At 67.1% G+C, this 18,962-nt stretch carries 21 protein-coding genes and 1 pseudogene; 13 read left to right on the top strand and 9 right to left on the bottom strand.

Annotated features, from left to right (window positions below; genetic code table 11):
- Positions 1 to 102: 102 nt before the first annotated feature.
- The 5 genes and pseudogenes from CQ034_RS19075 to CQ034_RS19810 form a co-directional block, all read left to right on the top strand.
- Positions 103 to 471 (top strand): annotated as a pseudogene (locus CQ034_RS19075) (gluconokinase); the annotation flags it as partial.
- 124 nt (positions 472 to 595) lie between these two features.
- Positions 596 to 1,633 carry a LacI family DNA-binding transcriptional regulator gene (locus CQ034_RS19070; protein ID WP_181156386.1) on the top strand — a complete coding sequence of 346 codons (1,038 nt, stop codon included), beginning with the start codon at positions 596 to 598 and terminating at the stop codon, positions 1,631 to 1,633.
- 146 nt (positions 1,634 to 1,779) lie between these two features.
- Positions 1,780 to 3,219, top strand: coding sequence for an MFS transporter (locus tag CQ034_RS19065; protein WP_105712338.1), 1,440 nt, complete (start codon positions 1,780 to 1,782; stop codon positions 3,217 to 3,219).
- Complete coding sequence (locus tag CQ034_RS19060; protein WP_105712337.1) at positions 3,212 to 4,183, top strand: Gfo/Idh/MocA family protein; 972 nt, start codon at positions 3,212 to 3,214, stop codon at positions 4,181 to 4,183. The genes CQ034_RS19065 and CQ034_RS19060 overlap by 8 nt, the downstream gene beginning before the upstream one ends.
- Before the next feature lie 316 nt (positions 4,184 to 4,499).
- A complete protein-coding gene (locus CQ034_RS19810) occupies positions 4,500 to 4,634 on the top strand; it encodes a hypothetical protein (protein ID WP_258134285.1) in 135 nt (44 codons plus the stop codon).
- 19 nt (positions 4,635 to 4,653) lie between these two features.
- On the opposite strand, the gene CQ034_RS19055 is transcribed toward CQ034_RS19810, so the two are convergent.
- The 6 genes from CQ034_RS19055 to CQ034_RS19030 form a co-directional block, all read right to left on the bottom strand.
- On the bottom strand, positions 4,654 to 5,316 hold the full coding sequence (locus CQ034_RS19055) for a response regulator transcription factor (RefSeq protein WP_105712336.1): 663 nt from the start codon (positions 5,314 to 5,316) through the stop codon (positions 4,654 to 4,656).
- Positions 5,313 to 6,551, bottom strand: coding sequence for a histidine kinase (locus CQ034_RS19050; RefSeq protein ID WP_105712335.1), 1,239 nt, complete (start codon positions 6,549 to 6,551; stop codon positions 5,313 to 5,315). Before CQ034_RS19050 ends, CQ034_RS19055 begins: the two co-directional genes overlap by 4 nt.
- A complete protein-coding gene (locus tag CQ034_RS19045) occupies positions 6,548 to 7,351 on the bottom strand; it encodes an ABC transporter permease (RefSeq protein WP_219860819.1) in 804 nt (267 codons plus the stop codon). The genes CQ034_RS19050 and CQ034_RS19045 overlap by 4 nt, the downstream gene beginning before the upstream one ends.
- Before the next feature lie 25 nt (positions 7,352 to 7,376).
- On the bottom strand, positions 7,377 to 8,285 hold the full coding sequence (locus CQ034_RS19040; protein ID WP_105712333.1) for an ABC transporter ATP-binding protein: 909 nt from the start codon (positions 8,283 to 8,285) through the stop codon (positions 7,377 to 7,379).
- Between the two features lie 126 nt (positions 8,286 to 8,411).
- Positions 8,412 to 9,752, bottom strand: coding sequence for a permease (locus tag CQ034_RS19035; protein ID WP_105712332.1), 1,341 nt, complete (start codon positions 9,750 to 9,752; stop codon positions 8,412 to 8,414).
- Positions 9,749 to 10,483: an ABC transporter ATP-binding protein gene (locus tag CQ034_RS19030; protein WP_105712331.1), complete on the bottom strand. Its 735-nt coding sequence runs from the start codon at positions 10,481 to 10,483 to the stop codon at positions 9,749 to 9,751. Before CQ034_RS19030 ends, CQ034_RS19035 begins: the two co-directional genes overlap by 4 nt.
- Positions 10,484 to 10,622: 139 nt before the next feature.
- Here CQ034_RS19030 and CQ034_RS19025 point away from each other — a divergent pair, with 139 nt between their 5' ends.
- The 4 genes from CQ034_RS19025 (at position 10,623) to CQ034_RS19010 (ending at position 13,494) form a co-directional block, all read left to right on the top strand.
- Positions 10,623 to 11,201, top strand: coding sequence for an ankyrin repeat domain-containing protein (locus CQ034_RS19025; protein WP_105712330.1), 579 nt, complete (start codon positions 10,623 to 10,625; stop codon positions 11,199 to 11,201).
- Between the two features lie 4 nt (positions 11,202 to 11,205).
- Positions 11,206 to 11,832 (top strand): hypothetical protein, encoded by a 627-nt coding sequence (locus tag CQ034_RS19020; protein ID WP_105712329.1) that lies wholly within the window; start codon positions 11,206 to 11,208, stop codon positions 11,830 to 11,832.
- A gap of 13 nt (positions 11,833 to 11,845) precedes the next feature.
- Positions 11,846 to 12,904, top strand: coding sequence for a hypothetical protein (locus tag CQ034_RS19015; RefSeq protein WP_105712328.1), 1,059 nt, complete (start codon positions 11,846 to 11,848; stop codon positions 12,902 to 12,904).
- Between the two features lie 65 nt (positions 12,905 to 12,969).
- A complete protein-coding gene (locus CQ034_RS19010; protein WP_105712327.1) occupies positions 12,970 to 13,494 on the top strand; it encodes a hypothetical protein in 525 nt (174 codons plus the stop codon).
- Positions 13,495 to 13,510: 16 nt separating this feature from the next.
- On the opposite strand, the gene CQ034_RS19005 is transcribed toward CQ034_RS19010, so the two are convergent.
- Both CQ034_RS19005 and CQ034_RS19000 read right to left on the bottom strand, forming a co-directional pair.
- On the bottom strand, positions 13,511 to 14,287 hold the full coding sequence (locus CQ034_RS19005; protein ID WP_258134284.1) for a CPBP family intramembrane glutamic endopeptidase: 777 nt from the start codon (positions 14,285 to 14,287) through the stop codon (positions 13,511 to 13,513).
- Between the two features lie 81 nt (positions 14,288 to 14,368).
- Positions 14,369 to 15,310 carry a LysR family transcriptional regulator gene (locus tag CQ034_RS19000; RefSeq protein ID WP_105712326.1) on the bottom strand — a complete coding sequence of 314 codons (942 nt, stop codon included), beginning with the start codon at positions 15,308 to 15,310 and terminating at the stop codon, positions 14,369 to 14,371.
- Positions 15,311 to 15,435: 125 nt separating this feature from the next.
- On the opposite strand from CQ034_RS19000, the gene CQ034_RS18995 reads away from it, so the two are divergent.
- The 4 genes from CQ034_RS18995 (at position 15,436) to CQ034_RS18980 (ending at position 18,232) form a co-directional block, all read left to right on the top strand.
- Positions 15,436 to 16,440, top strand: coding sequence for a DUF1852 domain-containing protein (locus CQ034_RS18995; RefSeq protein ID WP_105712325.1), 1,005 nt, complete (start codon positions 15,436 to 15,438; stop codon positions 16,438 to 16,440).
- Between the two features lie 20 nt (positions 16,441 to 16,460).
- Positions 16,461 to 17,498 (top strand): methionine synthase, encoded by a 1,038-nt coding sequence (locus CQ034_RS18990; RefSeq protein WP_105712340.1) that lies wholly within the window; start codon positions 16,461 to 16,463, stop codon positions 17,496 to 17,498.
- Positions 17,499 to 17,590: 92 nt separating this feature from the next.
- Positions 17,591 to 17,917 carry a hypothetical protein gene (locus CQ034_RS18985; RefSeq protein ID WP_105712324.1) on the top strand — a complete coding sequence of 109 codons (327 nt, stop codon included), beginning with the start codon at positions 17,591 to 17,593 and terminating at the stop codon, positions 17,915 to 17,917.
- A gap of 21 nt (positions 17,918 to 17,938) precedes the next feature.
- Positions 17,939 to 18,232: a hypothetical protein gene (locus tag CQ034_RS18980; RefSeq protein ID WP_029262405.1), complete on the top strand. Its 294-nt coding sequence runs from the start codon at positions 17,939 to 17,941 to the stop codon at positions 18,230 to 18,232.
- 12 nt (positions 18,233 to 18,244) lie between these two features.
- Here CQ034_RS18980 and CQ034_RS18975 read toward each other — a convergent pair whose 3' ends face one another.
- On the bottom strand, positions 18,245 to 18,877 hold the full coding sequence (locus CQ034_RS18975) for an amino acid deaminase (RefSeq protein ID WP_258134283.1): 633 nt from the start codon (positions 18,875 to 18,877) through the stop codon (positions 18,245 to 18,247).
- Positions 18,878 to 18,962: the final 85 nt, after the last annotated feature.

Here is an 18,962-nt window from a genome sequence, read left to right as displayed (position 1 = left end):
GGGCAAGTACCCCTACGAGCAGGCCTACCTCCCCTACAACCGCCTCCTCGACGGCACCGTCCACGACTGGTGAACGCACACGCGTCGTACGCGGTTGTGGTGATGGGGGTCTCGGCGGCTGGCAAATCGACCATGGGGCGCCTGCTCGCCGCGGATCTGGGGGTCGAGTTCCTCGATGCGGACGACCTGCATCCTGCCTCCAATCGGGCGAAGATGAGCGCGGGCACACCGTTGACGGATGGCGACCGGATGCCGTGGCTCGACCGCGTGAGCGATGAACTCGCCGCGCGGTCGGCATCGGGGTCGGTGATCGCGTGCTCGGCGCTCCGGCGGGTCTATCGGGATCGGATCCGCGAGCGGGTGCCGGGTGTCGTGTTCGTGCACCTGCACGGCAGTGACGAGCTGCTCGCCGAGCGCGCGGCCGGCCGGACCGATCACTTCATGCCCCCTTCCCTGCTTCGATCGCAACTCGACACCCTTGAAGCGCTCGACGCCGACGAGGTCGCTGTCGTCGTCGACGTCGGTCACCCGCCCGCGCCGCCGTCGAATGGCTCGAATCGCACCCGTCATGACACGCTGGGAGCTGGGAGGAACCATGGACGACGATCTGCCCGGCGAGATCGCGGAGCGCATCCGGCGACGGAACGGCGCCGCGACCATCTACGACATCGCGGAGCTGGCTGGTGTGAACCCGTCGACAGTCTCGCGTGCGCTCAGCAAGCCGGGGCGGATAAGCAAGAAGACGGAAGAGAAGATCCGTGCTGCTGCAGACCGCCTGGACTTCCAGTTCAACCCGATGGCGCGCGCTCTGCCGACGGGGCGCAGTCACACTATCGGGCTCATGGTCGCGGACATCACCAACCCCGTGATCTTCGGCATCGTCCGCGGCGCCGAACACACCGCCGCAGCTGCGGGGTACACGCTGGTGATCGCCGAATCGCAGGAGTCCGGTGAAGCGGAGGCCGAGGCGGTCTCGCGACTGCTGCCGAGCGTCGACGGCCTGATCCTGGCGACGACGCGTCTCGCGGATGAGCGGATCCTGCGGCTGGCGGAGCGCAAACCCGTCATCCTCATCAATCGTCAGGTCGACGGTGTCGTCGGTGTCCTTCCCGAGGTGGAGCAGGGCGTCTCGGATCTCGTCGCGCATCTCGCCGATCTCGGTCACCGCTCGATCGCGTACCTCTCCGGCCCTGAGACGTCATGGATCAGCCGACGACGGTGGGAGGCGATGCTCGACGCCGCCGAGCGCCTCGGCTTGGCGGTCGTCGAGATCGGCCCGCACACGCCGACGATCGACGGCGGACGTGAGGCGCTCCGCCGGGTGCAGGCGTCGCGCGCGACCGCGGTGATCGCCTTCAACGACCTGATGGCGATCGGCCTGATCCAGGCTGCGTCCGCCGCCGGAATCCTCGTGCCCGACGAGCTGAGCATCGCGGGGTTCGACGACATCTTCGGCAGCGAGCTCATCGTCCCCGCGCTGACCACCGTGCGCGCCCAGCTGCAGCTCGCGGGGGAGCGTGCCGTCGGCAAGGTCCTCGACGCTCTGGGGGACGCCACAGAGCCGGTCAGCGACGATCCTCTCGCGACGACCCTCATAGTGCGAGGGAGCACGGGCTCCGCTCCTCGCAGCTGAGCGCCGGTCGGCGATCGGCGCGAACCTTCACAATCGATTGGCAATCGGTTGCCGAATTCATCGATCTCTGATTTGATGTAACTGTCTCAACAGCGAGACGGTCTGGAGAGTTCGATGACGAAAGCACAGCTGGGGAAGCCGCGATCATGAGCGAGCAGATCACGCATCCCACCGGTGAGGAATCCCGGTGGACCTCGAACATCGGTGTGCACTACGACGCGAAGAAGCCTCTCTCTCGTTACATCCGCTGGTACCTGCTGCTCTCTCTGGCCGTCTCGGCAGTCTGGGCGGCGACGAACGGCATCCTCATGCCGAATCAGATCCAACTGCTGGAGTTCGGATCCTTCTTCACTGGGGCAGACGCCGGCGTCGACCTGCAGGCTCTCACCGAGCTCGGCCGCGCCGTCGCGGCCGGTGATGTCACCCCGACGGCGGATCAGACCAGACAGCTCGCCCTGCTCTCGAACTTCGAAGCAGCGCGAGCGAACGGGCTCGCGCTCGTCACGACGACCAGCGCCATCATCGTGATGATCCTCCAGCCGGTGATCGGCGTGCTGTCCGACCGCACGCGCTCCCGACTGGGGCGCCGCGCTCCCTGGATCCTTTACGCGGGACTGATCGGCGCCGTGCTGCTGGTCGCCGTCCGCTACGCGCCCTCGCTCGTGGTGCTCGTCGTGCTGTGGTCTGCCGCCGAGCTGGCGCTGAACGTCGCGGGCAATCCGCTGCAGGCTACGGTCGCCGACCGGGTGCCGCGCGATCGGCGCGGCCGCGTGACGTCGTGGACGAGCATGGGCGCGATCATCGGCGGCATCCTCGGTGGCATCGGCGCCGGGGCCCTCTTCGGACTCGTCGGGCTGGACTTCTATCTGATCCTCGGCCTGCTCGTGGCGATCGCGACGGTGCTCTTCGTCACCCGCAATCGTGACGCGTCGTCGGTCGATGTCGAGCGTGAGCCCTTCGCCTGGAAGCCGTTCCTGCTCGGCTACGCGAGCGCCCTCAAAGCCCGCAACTACCGGTGGCTGTGGGTCTCGCGCGTGCTGTTCTTCTTCGGCTACAGCACGTCGACGGTACTCAATCTCTATATGCTGCAGAGCTACATCTCCCCGGCGCTCAGCGCCGCCGAGGCATCGGCCATGGTCCCGATCCTCGGGCTCGCGGGCATCCCCTTCACGCTCATCGCGGTGGCGATCTCGGGTCGACTCTCCGACCGTGTCGGCCGTCGCAAGCCGTTCATCGTCGTCGCATCGCTGCTCATGGCCGTGTCGATGGCGATTCCCCTGATCTCGCCGACGCTGCCGGCGCTCTTCGCCCAGGTGATCATCACGGGTCTCGCCTTCGGCATCTATCTGCCGGTCGACAACGCGATGTTCATCGACGTGCTTCCGGATCCGGCGCGCGCAGGGAGAGATCTCGGACTCGCCATCGTCGCCATGAACCTCGGTCAGGCGCTGGCACCGGCGCTCGCCGCGATCGTCGTGTCGGCGACCGGCGGCTATCAGCTCGTCTGGGGAGCCGCTCTCGTGCTCGTCGCTCTCGCAACCCTCACCGTGGCGCCGATCCGCGAGCGGACGGCCGTCGATGCTTAGGTGGGGGATCGTTGGCACCGGCGACATCTCCGATCGCCTCGTCTCCGATCTGCTCGCCATCGGCGGTGAGATCAGGGCCGTCTGGGGGCGAACCGCCGACCGCGCGTCGGACTTCGCCGCGCGGCACGGGATCCCGTCATCGACTGACGAGCGTTCGGCGCTCTTCTCTCGCGACGACGTCGACGTTGTCTACATCGCCACCCCTGCCGTCACGCATGCCGCGATCACGCTCGAAGCCCTCGACGCAGGTAAGCATGTACTGGTCGAGAAGCCGATTGCGACCTCGGCTGCCGACGCCGAGCGGCTGTTCGCGCGCGCCGCAGAGGCGAACCGCTTCCTCATGGAGGCGATGTGGATGCGGTTCAACCCGCTGCACGTCGAGATCATCGACCGGATCGCCGCGGGAGAGCTCGGTGCGATCCGAAGCGTGCGGGCGAGCTTCGGCACCCCGTTCTTCCCGCGCCCGGGCAAAGCGCGGCCGGAAGACGGCGGGAGCATCTTGCGCGACAGAGGCATATACCCGGTCACGGTCGCGCATTGGTTCCTCGGCGAGCCGTGCACTCTCGACGCCCGTGGTGTCATCTCAGACGGAGTGGACCTGTCGGGGCATGCGACGCTCGAACACCCCGGTGGGGCCTTCGCGCAGCTCGCGTGGTCAGGAGTGGACTTTCTCGATCTCTCGGCGGCGATCAGCGGCGAGCGAGGCTGGATCACGCTCGATCCCATGTTCTGGGCGGGCAGCGACGCCCGAGTTCATGCAGGGTCGGCGGAGCGCATCTTCCGCGAGCCGGAGCAGGTGCGGCATCCGCGGGTCGGCAACGGCTACGGCCCGATGCTCGAGGCTGTGACTGTCGCGATCGAATCCGGTCTGCGCGAGCACCCCTGGCATGACGCCGCGACGACGATCTCGATCACCCGCACCCTCGACCGCATCCTCGCGGACTTCTCCTCCGGGTCGCGCTGATCGCGCTCGGAGCCCTCGAGAGTGAGGTCGGACCGAAGCTTCGCCCGCGCCGGTGAGTACCTGCTGCCGCCGGCTCATACACGCCGGGGCTCGTGAATCGGGTGCCCGTCACGCGGGGATGATGCATGGAGACACAGTTCCTCGTGATCAGCACGCCGAACACCTGAGGAGACAGACGGCCCGTCGACGCGGTGTGAGGCATCCGCCGCTGGGCAGCCTGACGTATCCATGCCGTCACGGGTTGGCAGGAACGCGGGCCTCAAGTCCGTCGCACGGGGGATGCTCGCGAGCATCCGGTTTCCGTAGCGTGGATCGCATGGATATCGCTTCGATGATCATGGGGGCCTCGATCGTCTCGATCGCGTGGATCGCCTTCTGGCCGTGGGCGCAGTTGAAGCGCCTTCGAGAGCTCGAGGCGAGTGCCGCCGTGGACCCCGATCAGGAGTCGTAGATTCAGCCGGAAAAGGGTCTCACAGCACCTCGAGCTTGTACGCGAGGATGACCGCGTGCACGCGGTCCCTCAGGTAGAGCTTGGCGAAGACGCGGTTGACGTGGGTCTTCACCGTCGCCGGAGTGAGGTGCAGGCGCGCACTGATCTCCGGATTGGAGAGCCCTGTGGCGATCGCGAGGAAGACGTCGTATTCGCGAGGAGTGAGACGGTCGAGGGGTGAGGGCGGGCTACCGGTGACCGGAGTCGCGTCGCGCTTCACGTAGTGGTCGACGAGTTGTGTGGTGATGCGCGGTTCGACGACGCTGTCGCCCGCGGCGACGGTGCGCACGGCCGCGGTGAGTGTTTCGGGCGTGGCGCTCTTGAGGAGGAAGGCACTCGCACCCGCATGGAGCCCGCCGAAGGCGTACTCGTCTATGTCGAAGGTCGTGAAGACGATGACCTTGATGCGGGGGTCTTCGGTCGTGATCCGTCGGGTGGCCTCGATGCCACCGATGCCGGGCATGCGCACGTCCATGAGCACGACGTCGGGGTGTAACTCCGCTGCCAGGGCGACGGCCTCCTCGCCGCTGCCGACTTCGGCGATGACCTCGATGTCGTCGGCACTGTCGAGCACGAGCGCGTTGCCCATGCGCACGAGGGGCTGGTCGTCGACGACCAGGACGCGAATCGGTGGCGGAGTCATGAGGGATCGGCTCGGCTTTCGTCATCGATGTACAGGGTCGCGGTCGTGCGCCACCCGCCGGTGGGGAGCCGCCCGCTGGAGCTGGTGCCCGCGTACGCGGCGGCACGTTCCGCGACGCCGCGGAGCCCTCTGCCGCTGCCCTGGCTCGGCGCCCCGGCTGCCGGCGCGTGTCCGTCGTCGGTGATCGTGAGGGCGACCTGGGCCCCGTCGGATTCGAGTCGCACCTCGACGCGGGTGGCTCCTTCGGCATAGCGCAGCGCGTTCGTCAGGCCCTCTTGGACGATTCGGTAGACGGTGGTCGCCAGGGTGGGATCGTTCGGTATCGCTTTTCCGACGCGGATCAGGTGCACGGGGAGTCCCGCAGCGCGGAAGACGTCGACGAGTTCTTCCAGGGCGGGGAGGTTATGGCCGGAGTGATGCAGTGCTTCTGCGAGTTCGTCGTCGTCGTCTCGGAGCAGGTGAAGGATGCGACGCATGTCGCTGAGCGCGGTTCTTCCGACGTCGCCCAGGTTCCGCAGCGCGGTTGCGGAACGGTCGGGATGCTTCTGCCACCCGGTCGATGCGCCGTCCGCGAGGGCGATCATGATCGAGATCGAGTGGGCGACGACGTCGTGCATCTCGGCGGTGATCCGGTTCCGTTCGCTGACCCGCGCGTTCTCCAACCGCTGTTCCACGAGCGCCGCGTGTGACTCCTGACGTTGCCGGCGGTTCTTCACGGCCAGCCCCAGCGACAGCGCGACGAGGGCGAGCGGGTCGAGGAACAGCGGTGAGAACGCCACCCCGTTCGTCAGGAGGAGCGCGAAGGCACTCAGCGCCGGAAGGCAGACGCCGATCGCGTACCCGAGGGCAGCGCGCGGAAAGGGGCGAGTGGCGGCGACGGTGTAGAGCGCGAACGCTAACGGGAAGCTCAGCGCCCCGACGCCGGGGAGCACCCAGACGGCGAGGGCGGCGACGCACACCGTCGCGCAGAGTGCGAGCAACGGTGATCGGCGACGCCAGAACAGCGGTACGGATGAGACGACGGCGATCAGGGCACCGGGCCAGAGCGGACCCTGCCCGGCCAGGGCGAAGGCGAGAACCTGCAGCGCGACGGCGGCGATCACCACCAGCACGTCGACGACGAACGGGTGTGAGGTGAACCAGCGCATCTTCTCGAGCATCCGTCCTGCGTGCTGTTCCTTCTGCGGGGTCGGGGCGGCAGCCCGGAGTTCGGACCGCCGCCCGAATGCTGTCATGCGTCCCGGCGTCTGAGCACGATCGCGGCTGCGGTGAACAGGACGACGCTCCAGGCCAAGAGTACGAGATAGCCGCCCCAGGGCCCCATCGGGTCGGTTCCGAGGGGTGCCAGAAGGAGCGACCCCGACTCGATCGGGAAGAAGCGGGTAATCTCGGTGCCGTATTCGGAGAACATCTGCGGGATCACCGGCACGATGATCAGGAACACGATGGTCGTCAGGACGGCCGCGACCACGTTCCGGATGAGCGAGCCGACGGCGATGCCGATGATGCTCAGTGTCGCCAGGTAGAGCCCCGACCCGAGGATGAGGCGGATCGCATCAGCGGTATCCAACGGATAGCTGTAGCCGCCGCCGGCGAGGATGGTCGGTGCGATCGCGAATCCGATGCTCGAGCTGACCACGCCGATCACGAAGGACACGGCGGCGATGATCGTGGCCTTCGACACCAGCGCCGGAACCCGCTGGGGGACCGAAAGGAGCGTCGTCTTGATCTGACCCGAGCGGTACTCGTTGGTCACCATCAGGGCGGCGAGGACAGCGAGGACGACGCCGACGTATCCGGTCTTGTCGACGATCATCTCCGCGTAGGCCTCGTAGTCGGCCTTGGGCGAACCGCGGTCACGGAACACATAGGCCAACGGCATCGCGATCCCGTTCGCGATGAGCAGCAGCAGGGTGAATCCGGCCAGGGCGAAGTTCGAGGTGAGGCCCCGGAACTTGATCCATTCCGAACGGATCGCGCCGGGGAGGTCGGCATTTCTTCCGGTGGCTTTCACCGGCTCGGTGAGAGTGGTCATCATGGTCCTTTCTGCGGAGCTGATCTCAGAGCCCGGTCGAGGCATACTCGACGGCGTCTCGGGTCAGCGCGTTGTAGGCGTCTTCGAGGGTCTGGCGTACAGGCGTCAGCTCCGTCAGGAGGATGCCGGCTTCGTGCGCTGCCCGAGCGATCTCCTCCGCGGTGAGTCCGTCGATCTCCAAGAGCTCCAGCTCCGAAGAGGTGACCGTGACGCCGGCGTTCGCGATCCGGTTGCTCAACGCGGCGGTGTCCGTGGTGCGCACCCGCACTCTGGTCTGCCCGCCCGCCGTGAGAGCGTCGATCGGTGAGTCCGCGATGATCTCGCCGCGTCCGATGATGATGACGTGGTCCGCGATCAGTGCGAGCTCGCTGAGCAGGTGCGACGAGAGGAACACGGTGCGCCCCTCAGCGGCGAGATCACCGAGCAGGGTACGCACCCAGGTGACGCCTTCGGGGTCGAGACCGTTCACGGGTTCGTCGAGGATCAACGTCGACGGGTCGCCCAGCAGTGCGGCGGCGATGCCGAGCCGCTGGCCCATGCCCAGCGAGAACCCGCCCACCTTCTTCTTCGCCACCGAGGTCAGTCCGGTCGCGTCGAGCACCTCATCGACCCTGGCCCTCGGGATGTGGTGGGTGGCCGCGATCGAGGCCAGGTAGTTCACGGCCGTGCGGGACTTGTGGGCCGATCTCGCGTCGAGCAGCGCGCCGACCTGCTGCAACGGCGCTCGGTAGGAGGCGTACTGCTTCCCGTCGATCAGTGCCTGCCCCGACGACGGGCGGTCGAGTCCGACGATCGAGCGCATCGTGGTCGACTTGCCCGCTCCATTCGGCCCGAGAAATCCCGTGACCGCACCCGGCTGAACCGTGAACGACACGTCTCGCACGGCATAGCGATCGCCGTACCGTTTGCTGAGATTCTGAACCTCGATCGTCATTGCGTCTCCTTCGATTTCGCGTTTCTCGTCGACCTGTTTCAACGGTAGAAATCCGCACTCCGCCCGCCCGCCAACCAGGGGTTGATCTTCGAGGTCCACCGACGGATGGGGGCGTCCGGCGGAGGGCTACAGAGCCCGGTCGGGCGCAGCGAGGACGCGCCGCAGCAGGGGATCCGTCGCGACGACCCCGAGCTGCACGAGCAGAACGCCGAGCGCGATGCACGCGATGACGGTGGCGATGAACAGAGGGGCGGTGAAGACCGACAGTGCGACCACCGGGGCGAACAGGACGCATGCGGCCACGGCCGGAAAGACCGCCGCGACGAACAGCGGAGAGGCCACGGCGAGACGTCGGGAGCGATTCATCACCCGTGGCGGCATGCCCAACCGGTCGAGGCTGACGTAGAGGGCGCGACGTTCCAGCACGGACGCCGCCTGAGTGATGCCGACCGTGCATGCCACGAGCAGATACGACACCGCCACCGCGGCGATGACGACCGTGCGGATGTCGGCGAAGAACACCAGCTGGTCCGCCGCGAGGATGGTGTCCCCGTTCTCCACCATGTCGAGGAACCCCAGAACCGAGCCAGCCGGAACCGCGATGAAGCTCGCCAGTCCCACCCCGGACACCCATCGCCACGCCGCCGCCGGGGACTCCAGCACGCCGCGAGCTGCGATCAGGTCTTCAGCCGTCCGGGCGCGAGCGAGCTTCCACCGTGCGCGCCAGCCGATCAGGAACGGCCCTACGAGATTGAGAACAGCCATGACCGCCACGAGCACGACCACGATCGCTGCGGTGATCCCCACAGCGCCCCAACTCACCGACGTCACCTGCATCAGAGTGACGCCACCGGCGAGCACGACGGCGCCCGCCAGCAGCCGAACCCAGTGGAGACGCGGAGCATCCGTCCGCATCCGAACTCCCAGAGGCGAGATGATCACGCGGCGCAGCCCCACCGCGGCACTGATCGCCGCCACGGCTGTGAGGGCGCAGACCAGAACTCCGAGTGTCCACGCCGGGAGCCACACCTCGGAGAGAGCGGGGCGCTCACCGGCTATCGGCACCAGGGTGAGCGCGGGGACGAGAACGGCATAGCCGAGCAGGCCGGCGATCGCCCCAGCCGCAGCGAGAAGAGACGCCTCGATCACGGCGAACCCACGGACCCACGTCGATGACGCGCCCAGCAGACGCAGCACCGCCAGACGGTCTTCCCTTCGACGGGCGGAAAGCTGAGCTGCCGATGTCCCCAGGGTGCCGGCGGGCACCACCAGCACAGCGACCATGGCGACCGCCAGGATGCTGTACTGGCCGAAACCGTCATCCGACGCCATCCAGAACAACCTCGCCAAGGCTGCGGCCAGATACGTCACCGCTCCGATGATCGCGAAGGCCACCACCGGGAGCGTCACGGCGGAAGCGTCGCCGCGGGAGGGACGCACGAGCACGGCCAGCGCCCGCAGTCTCATCGGGACGCCTCCTTGGCGGCATCGATTCGTCCGTCGCGGAGGCGCACCACCCGATCGCACCGCGCGGCGACATCCTCGTCATGCGTCACCACGACCAGGGATCGCCCCTGCCCGGATGTCGCTGCCAGAAGTACCCCGAGAACATCCGACGCCGTGCGCGAATCGAGCGCCCCGGTCGGTTCGTCGGCGAAGATCACGCGGGCATTCGTCGCGCGTGCGCGGGCGATGGCGACCCGCTGCGCCTGTCCGCCGGAGAGCTGGCCGATCCGTCGGTCTTCCATGCCGCCCAAGCCCAGCTCTGCGAGCAGACTCTCGGCGGTCCGCTCGGCCTCCGCCCGCCCCGTGCCGTTCAACAGCAGAGGCAGAGACACGTTCTCCACGGCGGTCAACTCCGGAATGAGCATTCCGTCCTGGAACACGAAACCGAACTCCGTCAACCGCAGCGCTGAGCGCTCACGATCCGCCATCGCCGCGACATCCGCCGTGCCGCGTTCGGTGCGCAGCATCACTGTGCCGGAGTCGGGGCGGATGACCCCGGCCAGCACGAGGAGCAGCGTGCTCTTCCCCGATCCGGATGCCCCCATGATCGCCACGGCTTCGCCGTCGAGGATCGTCAGCGACACCCGGTCGAGCGCGACCGTCGAACCATAGTGATGGGTCAGATCGGTTGCACGGAGGCGTGGTATTCGGTCACGGCTGTCGACGTCGTGGGCGTGATCTGATGCGTGCATGGAGCACACGCTAAGAGGCGCCGGCTCAGGCGAACACCAACCACGGGTTGAGGTCTGCGGCTCCTTCGAGGTCGGCTAGCGTGGTGCGCATGCATCCCCGTTTCCGTGTCTCCCACAGCCAGATCGAAGGCGGTGCCTCGTGAGCACCGACGTGTGGTTCCTCGCGGCGAACGCCTCGTTCGACGAGTTCGTCGCCGCATTCCAGCCGGGCGACGCCGGGCGTGACTTCGGTGACGGGCAGACCCTGCTGCACCGCGCTCTGACCAACGGTGACCTCTCGGCACGCGTGGCGATCAGTTCGTTCCTGCTCGACGAGGGGGCCGATGCCACCGCCCTCTCCGGGGTCGGTGGCGAGCGGAACACCGTGCTGCACGCCCTGCTCGGCCGGGGTGACCACGACGTGCCGGCGGAGGTGCCGTTGCTACGCCGGCTCATCGAGGCGGGTGCCGACATCAATCACTTCTCCGGTCGTTTCCGCACTCCATTGCTCACCATCGCCCGTCAGGCGAAGTTCTCGGATGCCACGCTGGCGCCGTTCTACGACGTGTTCTTCGAACAGCCGCACCTCGATCTGCTGGCAACGGCGAAGGATGGGCGCTCGGTGTACGAGAGCATCCAGCTCATGCGCGAACCGCATCGTTCCGACCTGAAGCGCCGTGCGGCCGCCTACCTCGCAGAGCGCGGCCAGCAGGCTCCCGAGACCGCAGCGAAAGAGTAGGTGGATGGACATGAGGCCCGCCGACATCATCACCAGCGCGGTGAAAGACACCCTGAAGCCGTATCTCCTGGAGAAGGGGTTCGAAGCGGACGGGACCACCAAGTTCCGACGTTCGGTCGGTGAGACGGTCCAGACAGTGGAGATTCAGCGCCATGGCGTCGGCGGGGGTCAAGGCTTCGTGTATCTCAACGGCATCATCCGCCTGCCGGCAATCAGCGAACTCCTGGCTGGGGTGGATAGCAGGCCACGCCCGAACAGCCTCATGTTCCGCCCCCACAACGTCGATCGGAGCCTCCCCGAGGCGATCGCCATCACGCAGGAATCCGACCCGGCCGACATCGGTGCGGTGGGGGTTCGCGGTATCGACGCGGTGCTCGGCAGGATGAACGAATTCACGACGACGGCCGATGCCGTCGACTACCTCTCCGGGAAGAAGCTCTCCGTTTTCGAGGGCGTTTTCGCGTGGTACCTGCAGCACGATCAGCTGGACCGCGCACAGGCCTTCGTCACAGGCCTCCACGAATACTTCGGTGATCAGCCGCGGTGGGAGAAACTCGCGAACATGCTCGACGACGTCGCCGCGCACATCTCCCCGGAGACGCCCTGGCGAACCTGGCTCGCCACCCCGTGACCGGCGCGATCGGATGACGGGCGGCACGCCGCAGCCGCTGGTCGAGCTGCTGGTCGAGGGTGTCGATCTCGAGCTGGTCGATGTCACGGTCGAGCCTCCGTCGGTGCCGAAGACGCTCGCGTGGTGCTGGGGGCACCTCGACCGTTCCGTTCCGGATCCTGCACGCGTGCAGTTGGTGGTGACCGGGTACATGGCCGGCTCGGTGGAGCGCTGGTCTCCCGACAAGGACGCCACGGGGATCCATACCGTCGAGCACGGTGCGGGACTCTCCGCGGGGAAGACGATCCGCCTGCCGGACGGCCGCGCCGTCGTGCTGCTGCACGCGCACTACTTCCGCAATGATCTCGACCGCGACCAGACCGAGGTCAACGAACTGATCGCCAGGCGCGTGCTCGTGCACGAAGCGCAGCACGTCATCATGCATCAGAACGGACAGGTGTATCAGCCCGATGCGACCGCGAGCTTCCGCGATCTCAATCTCGTGGGTGGAGCTGCCGCGATCATCGAGGAGTACCGGGCAGAGATCCGCGTCGGCGGAGAGTTCCGCCGCGGCGAGCCCGTGTGGGAGCCGGCCGCGATCATCGCCGATCTGCAGGCCAACCTCGACATCGCCGTCGCCACGTACCAAGGTCATCGCTCCGTCGATCGGCTGGTGTTCGAAGTGACGAGCTGCGTGCTGATCGGGTGGCGCGGACTCGCGTATGCCGCCGCCCGGAACGTGGTCGTGCCCGACGGCGGATTCCTGAACGTGGTCCGCACGGATCCGGTGTGGCTGCGAGGATTCGACGACTCCTGGCCCGCCTTCACCGCCATGCTCGAGCGCATCGAACCCGCGGATGCCGTCATGTCTCGACAGGAACTGGATCACGCCGCCGCGGAGTTCGCCCGGATCCTCGGGCTCTCGATGGCCGGCCTCGGCTTCCGCTGGCAGGGCGACAGGTTCGCGATCGAGCCGTGGTTCGTCGGGTCCTCGACGTACGCGGCCACGCGCGCCGACGCTCTGACGGCCCTGCAGCGGCTGCGGATGAAGTGGGCCCGACGCCCCGCACTGGGCGGCCGCATCACGAGTTGAGGGTTCATCCCGGCCCCGACCTCGTGGAAACACAGTCAGATAGAACACGGCCAGATAGGAGATGGATGATGCCGAGCGCCTACGGATCAGCGAAGTCAGGTTCCTACGAGGACTTCATCGCCCTCTATGACGGAGACGCTCACGCCGTCGGCTCTACCGGGCTGACGCTCCTGCATCGTGCGCTGGGAAACCGGCACCTCGACGCCCGCATCGCGATCTCGAATCGGCTGCTCGACGACGGGGCTGACGCGGGAGCAGTCGTCGCGCCGGAAGGGTATTCGACGCTGCACATCCTCTTCTCCCAGACCTCCCACGATTTCGCCGGCGAGGTGCCGCTCGTCGAGCGACTCCTGGAGGGTGGGGCAGACGTGAATGCCAACGCCGCCCGCTGGGGCACGCCGCTGCAGACGCTCGCGGGGCTGCACAAGTACTCCGACGAGGAGCTCGCGCCCTTCTACGACGTGCTTTTCGCGCGCGACGATCTCGATCTCCTCACGCCGGCAGGCGAGGGGATCAGCACGCTCGAGACCAGCCGCCGGTTCGAAGAACATCGTGCGAACCTCACCGCGCGGATGGAGCAGTACCTCTGACGCTCGCGCTGGCGGGCTAGGCCTGTGCGGGTGCGGTGGTCGTTGCTCCGACCGGCTTCTCGTCTGTGCCCTTGATCACCCAGTGGACGACGACGACAGCGAGGATGCCGATGACGGGCACCAGGATGCTCGCCCCTGCGCCGTTGAGGGGTGCGAAGCCGACCGCGAAGACGGACACGTCCCACAGGCCGTGCAGCGCCATGGCCCAGATGAGAGAGCCGGTGACCCGTCGCACGATGTAGAAGCAGGTGCCGGACATGGCGGCGATCACCACTTGACCGAGAGTGCCCGGGAGCGGGGCCCCGAGGGCGGCGTTGAGCAGGTGCATCGCGCCGAAGAGGATCGACGTGAGCAGCCAGACCCAGACCTCGGATAGGCGTGAGCGGAACGCTGTCAGCAGGAGCCCTCGCGACATCAGTTCTTCGCAGAATCCGACGGCGACTCCGAGGGCGAGCAGGGACAGGAGGAATGACGTGTCGAACTGGGACCAGTCGGTGCTGAACAGGTTCACCACAGCGACGACGAACATCAACGCCGGAACGAAGATCGGCCACTTGTGGTGTGACCGCTTGCGCTCGAACAGTGCAGGCTTCCACCATCCCAGCGCCCAGGTGGTGATGGCGAGGAGGATAGCGCCGACAGCGAGATCGAGCACCGCGCCGCGCCAGGTGAACTCGGCGGACTTTCCGATGTCGGTGTACGCCACCCCGCTGAGCTTCGACACGACGAAGATGACGACGACGTAACCGACGTAGATCGCCAAGCCGATCCAGACGCGAGGGGTGACGCGCATGTGCTGTTGCCTTCCGGTCAGGAGTGGTTCGACTGCTCAACCTAGCGCGGTGCGCCGAACGCCGCATAGCGAGGGACGGGCTCACCCGAGCAGTTCCACCCCGAATCCCGAGACGACCGTCCGCAGTTCGGCGAGGTAGCGCTGCGCCTGCTCGGTGAGCGGGATCGCGGAGTGGCCGATCCAGCCGATCTCGATGCGCTCGTCGACGTCGAGGGGGATGGCGACGATCTCGGGGTCGAGGTCGTCGCTGATGATGCCCGTCGAGATGGTGTACCCGTCGAGTCCGATCATGAGGTTGAAGATCGTCGCGCGGTCGGAGACCCGGATCTCCTGCGGGCTCGAGAGGGTGGAGAGGATCTCCTCGGCGAAGTAGAAGGAGTTGTTCGCGCCCTGATCGAAGGTCAGGCGCGGCACCTCGGCGAGGTCGTCGAGGGTCACACGATCCCGCGAGGCGAGCGGATTCTTGCGTGAGATGAAGATGTGCGGCTCGGCGACGAAGAGCGGGTGGAACGCGAGCCCGGAGTCGCGGAGCAGCTTGTCGATGACGTTGCGGTTGAAGTCGTTGCGGTAGAGGATCCCCAACTCGCTGCGGAGGGTGCGGACGTCTTCGATGATGTCCCACGTGCGCGTCTCCCGCAGCGAGAACTCGTACTCGGCCGCCGAGGTCGCCTTCACCATCCGCACCAAGGCGTCGACCGCGAACGAGTAGTGCTGCGTCGACACCCCGAGCAGGCGCCGGGACGGCGGCCGGTCGAGGTAGCGCTGCTCGAGGAGCGCGACCTGCTCGACGACCTGTCGGGCGTAGCCGAGGAACTCGATACCATCGGTGGTGAGTGTCACTCCGCGCGCGGAGCGGAGGAGGAGTACACGGCCCACTCGGCTCTCGAGGTCTTTCATCGCCGCCGACATCGTGGGCTGCGCGACGTAGAGCAGATCGGCGGCGGCGCTGATCGATCCCTCCGCGGCGACCTCGATGTAATAGGTGAGCTGCTGCAGGGTGATGCCGCTCGATCGCTTGGCCATAGCCACAGACTATGCCACGGCATAGTCACAGCACATTTCTCGATAGGGCGGCTTGCACCGCACCATGGAGTCACCCCCTTTCGCGAGGCCGAGCCCGGCCGATCAGCTCACCGATTGGCAACCTCATGGCCCACGACTTCACGTTCCGCATCTCGACGACCCGCTTCGACGAGGACTATTCGCCGTCGGAGAACTCCCGCATCACCACGAACTTCGCCAACCTGGCGCGCGGTGAGCACCGCCAGCAGAACCTCCGCAACGCCCTGTCGATGATCGACCGTCGATTCAACGATCTCGCCGAGTGGGACAACCCGCACGGTGACCGCTACACCGTCGAACTCGAGATCGTCTCCGTCGCGGTCCAGTTCGCCGCGGAGGGGGAGGACCAGGACTTCCCGCTGCTCGAGGTCCTGGACATCCAGATCGTCGACCGTCTCACCGGAAAGCGCAGCCACGGGATCGTGGGGAACAACTTCTCGTCCTACATCCGCGACTACGACTTCAGCGTGCGACTTCCGGCGGCGACGGCCGCCGCAGGGGGATTCACCGTTCCCTCCGACTTCGGCGACCTGCACGGCAAGCTCTTCCAGCACTTCCTCGACTCGGAGGCCTACCGGGAGCGCTTCGCGGTGTCGCCCGTGATCTGCATCAGCGTCTCGACGAGCAAGACCTACCGTCGCACCGAGAACCACCACCCGATCCTCGGCGTCGAATACGAGCAGAAGGACCCGTCGCTGACCGACGCGTACTTCGGGAAGATGGGGCTCTCGGTCCGGTACTTCATGCCGCGCGGCAGTGTCGCGCCCCTGGCGTTCTACTTCCGCGGCGACCTGCTCGGCGACTACACGAACCTCCAGCTCATCGGCACGATCAGCACGATGGAGACGTTCCAGAAGATCTACCGACCGGAGATCTACAACGCGAACTCGGCCGCGGCGAAGATCTATCAGCCGAGCCTGGAGCAGCAGGACTATTCGGTGACGAAGACCGCCTACGACCGCGACGAGCGCAGCCGGCTCGCGGCCGAGCAGGGGAAGTACACGGAGGAGCACCTCATGAAGCCGCACGGTGAGCTGCTCGAGCAGTGGGCCGCCGGCAGTTCCGCCGCCTCCCTGGTCTCCGTCGGATGATGACCGGAGAACCCCCGATCGTGAACACGCTCCTTCCCACCTCGATCGTCGGCAGCCTGCCCAAGCCCTCCTGGCTCGCGCAGCCGGAGACCCTCTGGTCTCCCTGGAAGCTGGAGGGGGAGGCGCTGGTCGAGGGCACGCAGGATGCGCTGCGCATCGCCGTCCAGGAGCAGCGCCTCGCGGGCCTCGACATCGTCAGCGACGGCGAGCAGACACGCCAGCACTTCGTCACGACCTTCATCGAGCACCTCTCCGGCGTCGACTTCGACCAGCGCGAGACCGTCCGCATCCGCGACCGCTACGACGCGAGCGTGCCGACGGTCGTCGGTGCCGTGGGTCGGGAGAAGCCCGTGTTCGTAGAGGACGCGAAGTTCCTCCGCCAGCAGACCGACCAGCCGATCAAGTGGGCGCTGCCCGGTCCGATGACCATGATCGACACTCTCTACGACCGCCACTACAAGAGCCGCGAGAAGCTGGCCTGGGAGTTCGCGACGATCCTCAACCAGGAGGCGAGAGAACTCGAGGCCGCGGGCGTCGACATCATCCAGTTCGACGAGCCGGCGTTCAACGTGTTCTTCGACGACGTGCGGGACTGGGGAGTCGCGGCGCTCGAGCGGGCGGCCGAGGGGCTGCGCGCCGAGACCGTGGTGCACATCTGCTACGGCTACGGGATCAAGGCGAACACCGACTGGAAGGCGACCCTCGGCGCGGAGTGGCGGCAGTACGAGACGTCGTTCCCGCTGCTGCAGCGCTCGAGCATCGACACCATCTCGCTCGAGAGTCACCACTCCCACGTCCCCCTCGACCTCATCGAACTCATCCGCGGCAAGAAGGTCATGCTCGGAGCCATCGACGTCGCCAGCGAGACCATCGAGACCCCGGAAGAGGTGGCGGACACTCTCCGCAACGCGCTCCGTTTCGTCGATGCGGACAAGCTCGTGCCGAGCACGAACTGCGGCCTGGCGCCGTTGCCTCGTGACGTCGCACGTGGAAAGCTGCACGCGCTCAGCGCGGGTGCCGCTCTTCTTCGCGAAGAGCTCGCCGTGGTCGAGCACTGACTGCGCGGCACCGGCTCCGCGTGCCGCTAGCATCCGCCGGGTGAGCGGGCAAGGGGCGCGGGGATGCGGCGCTGGTGCCGTAGAACGGCACTATGCAATCGATCCTGTATGGCGGCGAAGAGTTCCTGACCGGTGACGACATCGCGGACGCTCTGCTGGCGTACGGGCGCGCGCTGGGAGATGAGGAGCGCGCGGAGATCATCGAGATACCGGTGCGGGAGCAGGACGGCACCGTCGTGTCGGCGAAGTTCCTGATCGGTCCGGCCAGCCAGATCGTGGCGAAGGCGATCAGCGGCAGCGGGCCCGAGCTGGAGGATCCCGAGCTGGTCCGTCGTCTGCAGGCGCTCACCCGCGCGGTCGAGTCCCCCTCGGGGCCGCCCCTCGACGCACCCGAAGGCCCGGACTACGAGCTCAGCTAGACGGCGCGTACAGTTCTTCTCATGGGAACTCTGGAGTACAACAGTTCGCGCCCCGCGATCGAGATCGACGACGCCACTCTGGCGCACCTCAAGATCGTGATCGGCACGAAGCTCCGCCGCAACGAGAGCTTCATGATGACCTGGCTGCCGAAGCCTGAAGTGCAGTCGGGGCGGTTGAGCATCTGGGTGCACCCGAGCATCCCGTTGGTCTTCGAGTTCGACAAGCCGACGCTGCCGAGGGTCGAGGCCAACCGGGTCACGCACATGATGGAGCAGTTGAACTCGCGCGGGGAGCTCGTCCTCGATCAGCTCTGAACCGTCACGTGGTCAGCCCTCGGCGTTCCAACGGAGGCGCGGGGGTGAGGCGTCGAGGTCGGCGAGCAGCGCGGTCGGGTCGGCGACGGGGAACATCGTGATGAGTCGGCGACCCTGTGCGGGGGAATCGAGCGCGTAGGCGAGCGCCGAGGGGTGCGGCCGCCGATCGGCGACCGCGACGACGGCATCCACGTCGCCGAGTCGTTGCCGCCGCACCGGCACGCCGGCGATCAGGGTCCCGGCGGTCTCGGTCACGCGGTCGAGGAGCGTGCGCTCGCCGGCCCAGGGGACGAACGCGTCGGTGGCGAGCCCGCACGCGCGGGCCAGCTCACCGCCGAGCCAGCGATCGCGCTTCAGGCCGTACGGAGTGGGCGTGGTCGAGAGCAGATAGCCGTACACGTGCAGCAGTCCGGCGTTGCCGACCGGCCACGCCGAGTCCAGACCTGCGCGGTCGTGCAGCGCTTCGAAGGTCGACCGTGACAGCACCGGCGCTCCGACGTTCTCGTCCACGGCGGTGGATCGGCCCCAGCGGGCGAAGCGCTCGTCCCGAGCATCGGCATCGATCGCCGGACCGAGCCAGTCGAACATCGACAGCACGTCGGCGGCGTCGTGCGCGGTGGCCGCGGCATCCAGTCGTTCGATCACGACGATGAGCGTAGCGGGCGCGGATGCCCGCACCGGAATCGGAGTTCACGCACTGTTCACACAGGATGGTCGTATCGTCCATAAA

This window comes from Microbacterium sp. MYb45, from assembly GCF_002979655.1.
Lineage (GTDB): Bacteria > Actinomycetota > Actinomycetes > Actinomycetales > Microbacteriaceae > Microbacterium.
The sequence above is the reverse complement of the archived record's forward strand: the minus strand, read 5'-3'. Positions and strand labels throughout refer to the sequence as shown.

Coding starts and splice junctions, on each gene's coding strand:
- CQ034_RS19070 (WP_181156386.1), top strand. CDS start 596: ATGGACGACGATCTGCCCGGCGAGATCGCGGAGCGCATCCGGCGACGG.
- CQ034_RS19065 (WP_105712338.1), top strand. CDS start 1,780: ATGAGCGAGCAGATCACGCATCCCACCGGTGAGGAATCCCGGTGGACC.
- CQ034_RS19060 (WP_105712337.1), top strand. CDS start 3,212: ATGCTTAGGTGGGGGATCGTTGGCACCGGCGACATCTCCGATCGCCTC.
- CQ034_RS19810 (WP_258134285.1), top strand. CDS start 4,500: ATGGATATCGCTTCGATGATCATGGGGGCCTCGATCGTCTCGATCGCG.
- CQ034_RS19055 (WP_105712336.1), bottom strand. CDS start 5,316: ATGACTCCGCCACCGATTCGCGTCCTGGTCGTCGACGACCAGCCCCTC.
- CQ034_RS19050 (WP_105712335.1), bottom strand. CDS start 6,551: ATGACAGCATTCGGGCGGCGGTCCGAACTCCGGGCTGCCGCCCCGACC.
- CQ034_RS19045 (WP_219860819.1), bottom strand. CDS start 7,351: ATGACCACTCTCACCGAGCCGGTGAAAGCCACCGGAAGAAATGCCGAC.
- CQ034_RS19040 (WP_105712333.1), bottom strand. CDS start 8,285: ATGACGATCGAGGTTCAGAATCTCAGCAAACGGTACGGCGATCGCTAT.
- CQ034_RS19035 (WP_105712332.1), bottom strand. CDS start 9,752: ATGAGACTGCGGGCGCTGGCCGTGCTCGTGCGTCCCTCCCGCGGCGAC.
- CQ034_RS19030 (WP_105712331.1), bottom strand. CDS start 10,483: ATGCACGCATCAGATCACGCCCACGACGTCGACAGCCGTGACCGAATA.
- CQ034_RS19020 (WP_105712329.1), top strand. CDS start 11,206: ATGGACATGAGGCCCGCCGACATCATCACCAGCGCGGTGAAAGACACC.
- CQ034_RS19015 (WP_105712328.1), top strand. CDS start 11,846: ATGACGGGCGGCACGCCGCAGCCGCTGGTCGAGCTGCTGGTCGAGGGT.
- CQ034_RS19010 (WP_105712327.1), top strand. CDS start 12,970: ATGATGCCGAGCGCCTACGGATCAGCGAAGTCAGGTTCCTACGAGGAC.
- CQ034_RS19005 (WP_258134284.1), bottom strand. CDS start 14,287: ATGCGCGTCACCCCTCGCGTCTGGATCGGCTTGGCGATCTACGTCGGT.
- CQ034_RS19000 (WP_105712326.1), bottom strand. CDS start 15,310: ATGGCCAAGCGATCGAGCGGCATCACCCTGCAGCAGCTCACCTATTAC.
- CQ034_RS18995 (WP_105712325.1), top strand. CDS start 15,436: ATGGCCCACGACTTCACGTTCCGCATCTCGACGACCCGCTTCGACGAG.
- CQ034_RS18985 (WP_105712324.1), top strand. CDS start 17,591: ATGCAATCGATCCTGTATGGCGGCGAAGAGTTCCTGACCGGTGACGAC.
- CQ034_RS18980 (WP_029262405.1), top strand. CDS start 17,939: ATGGGAACTCTGGAGTACAACAGTTCGCGCCCCGCGATCGAGATCGAC.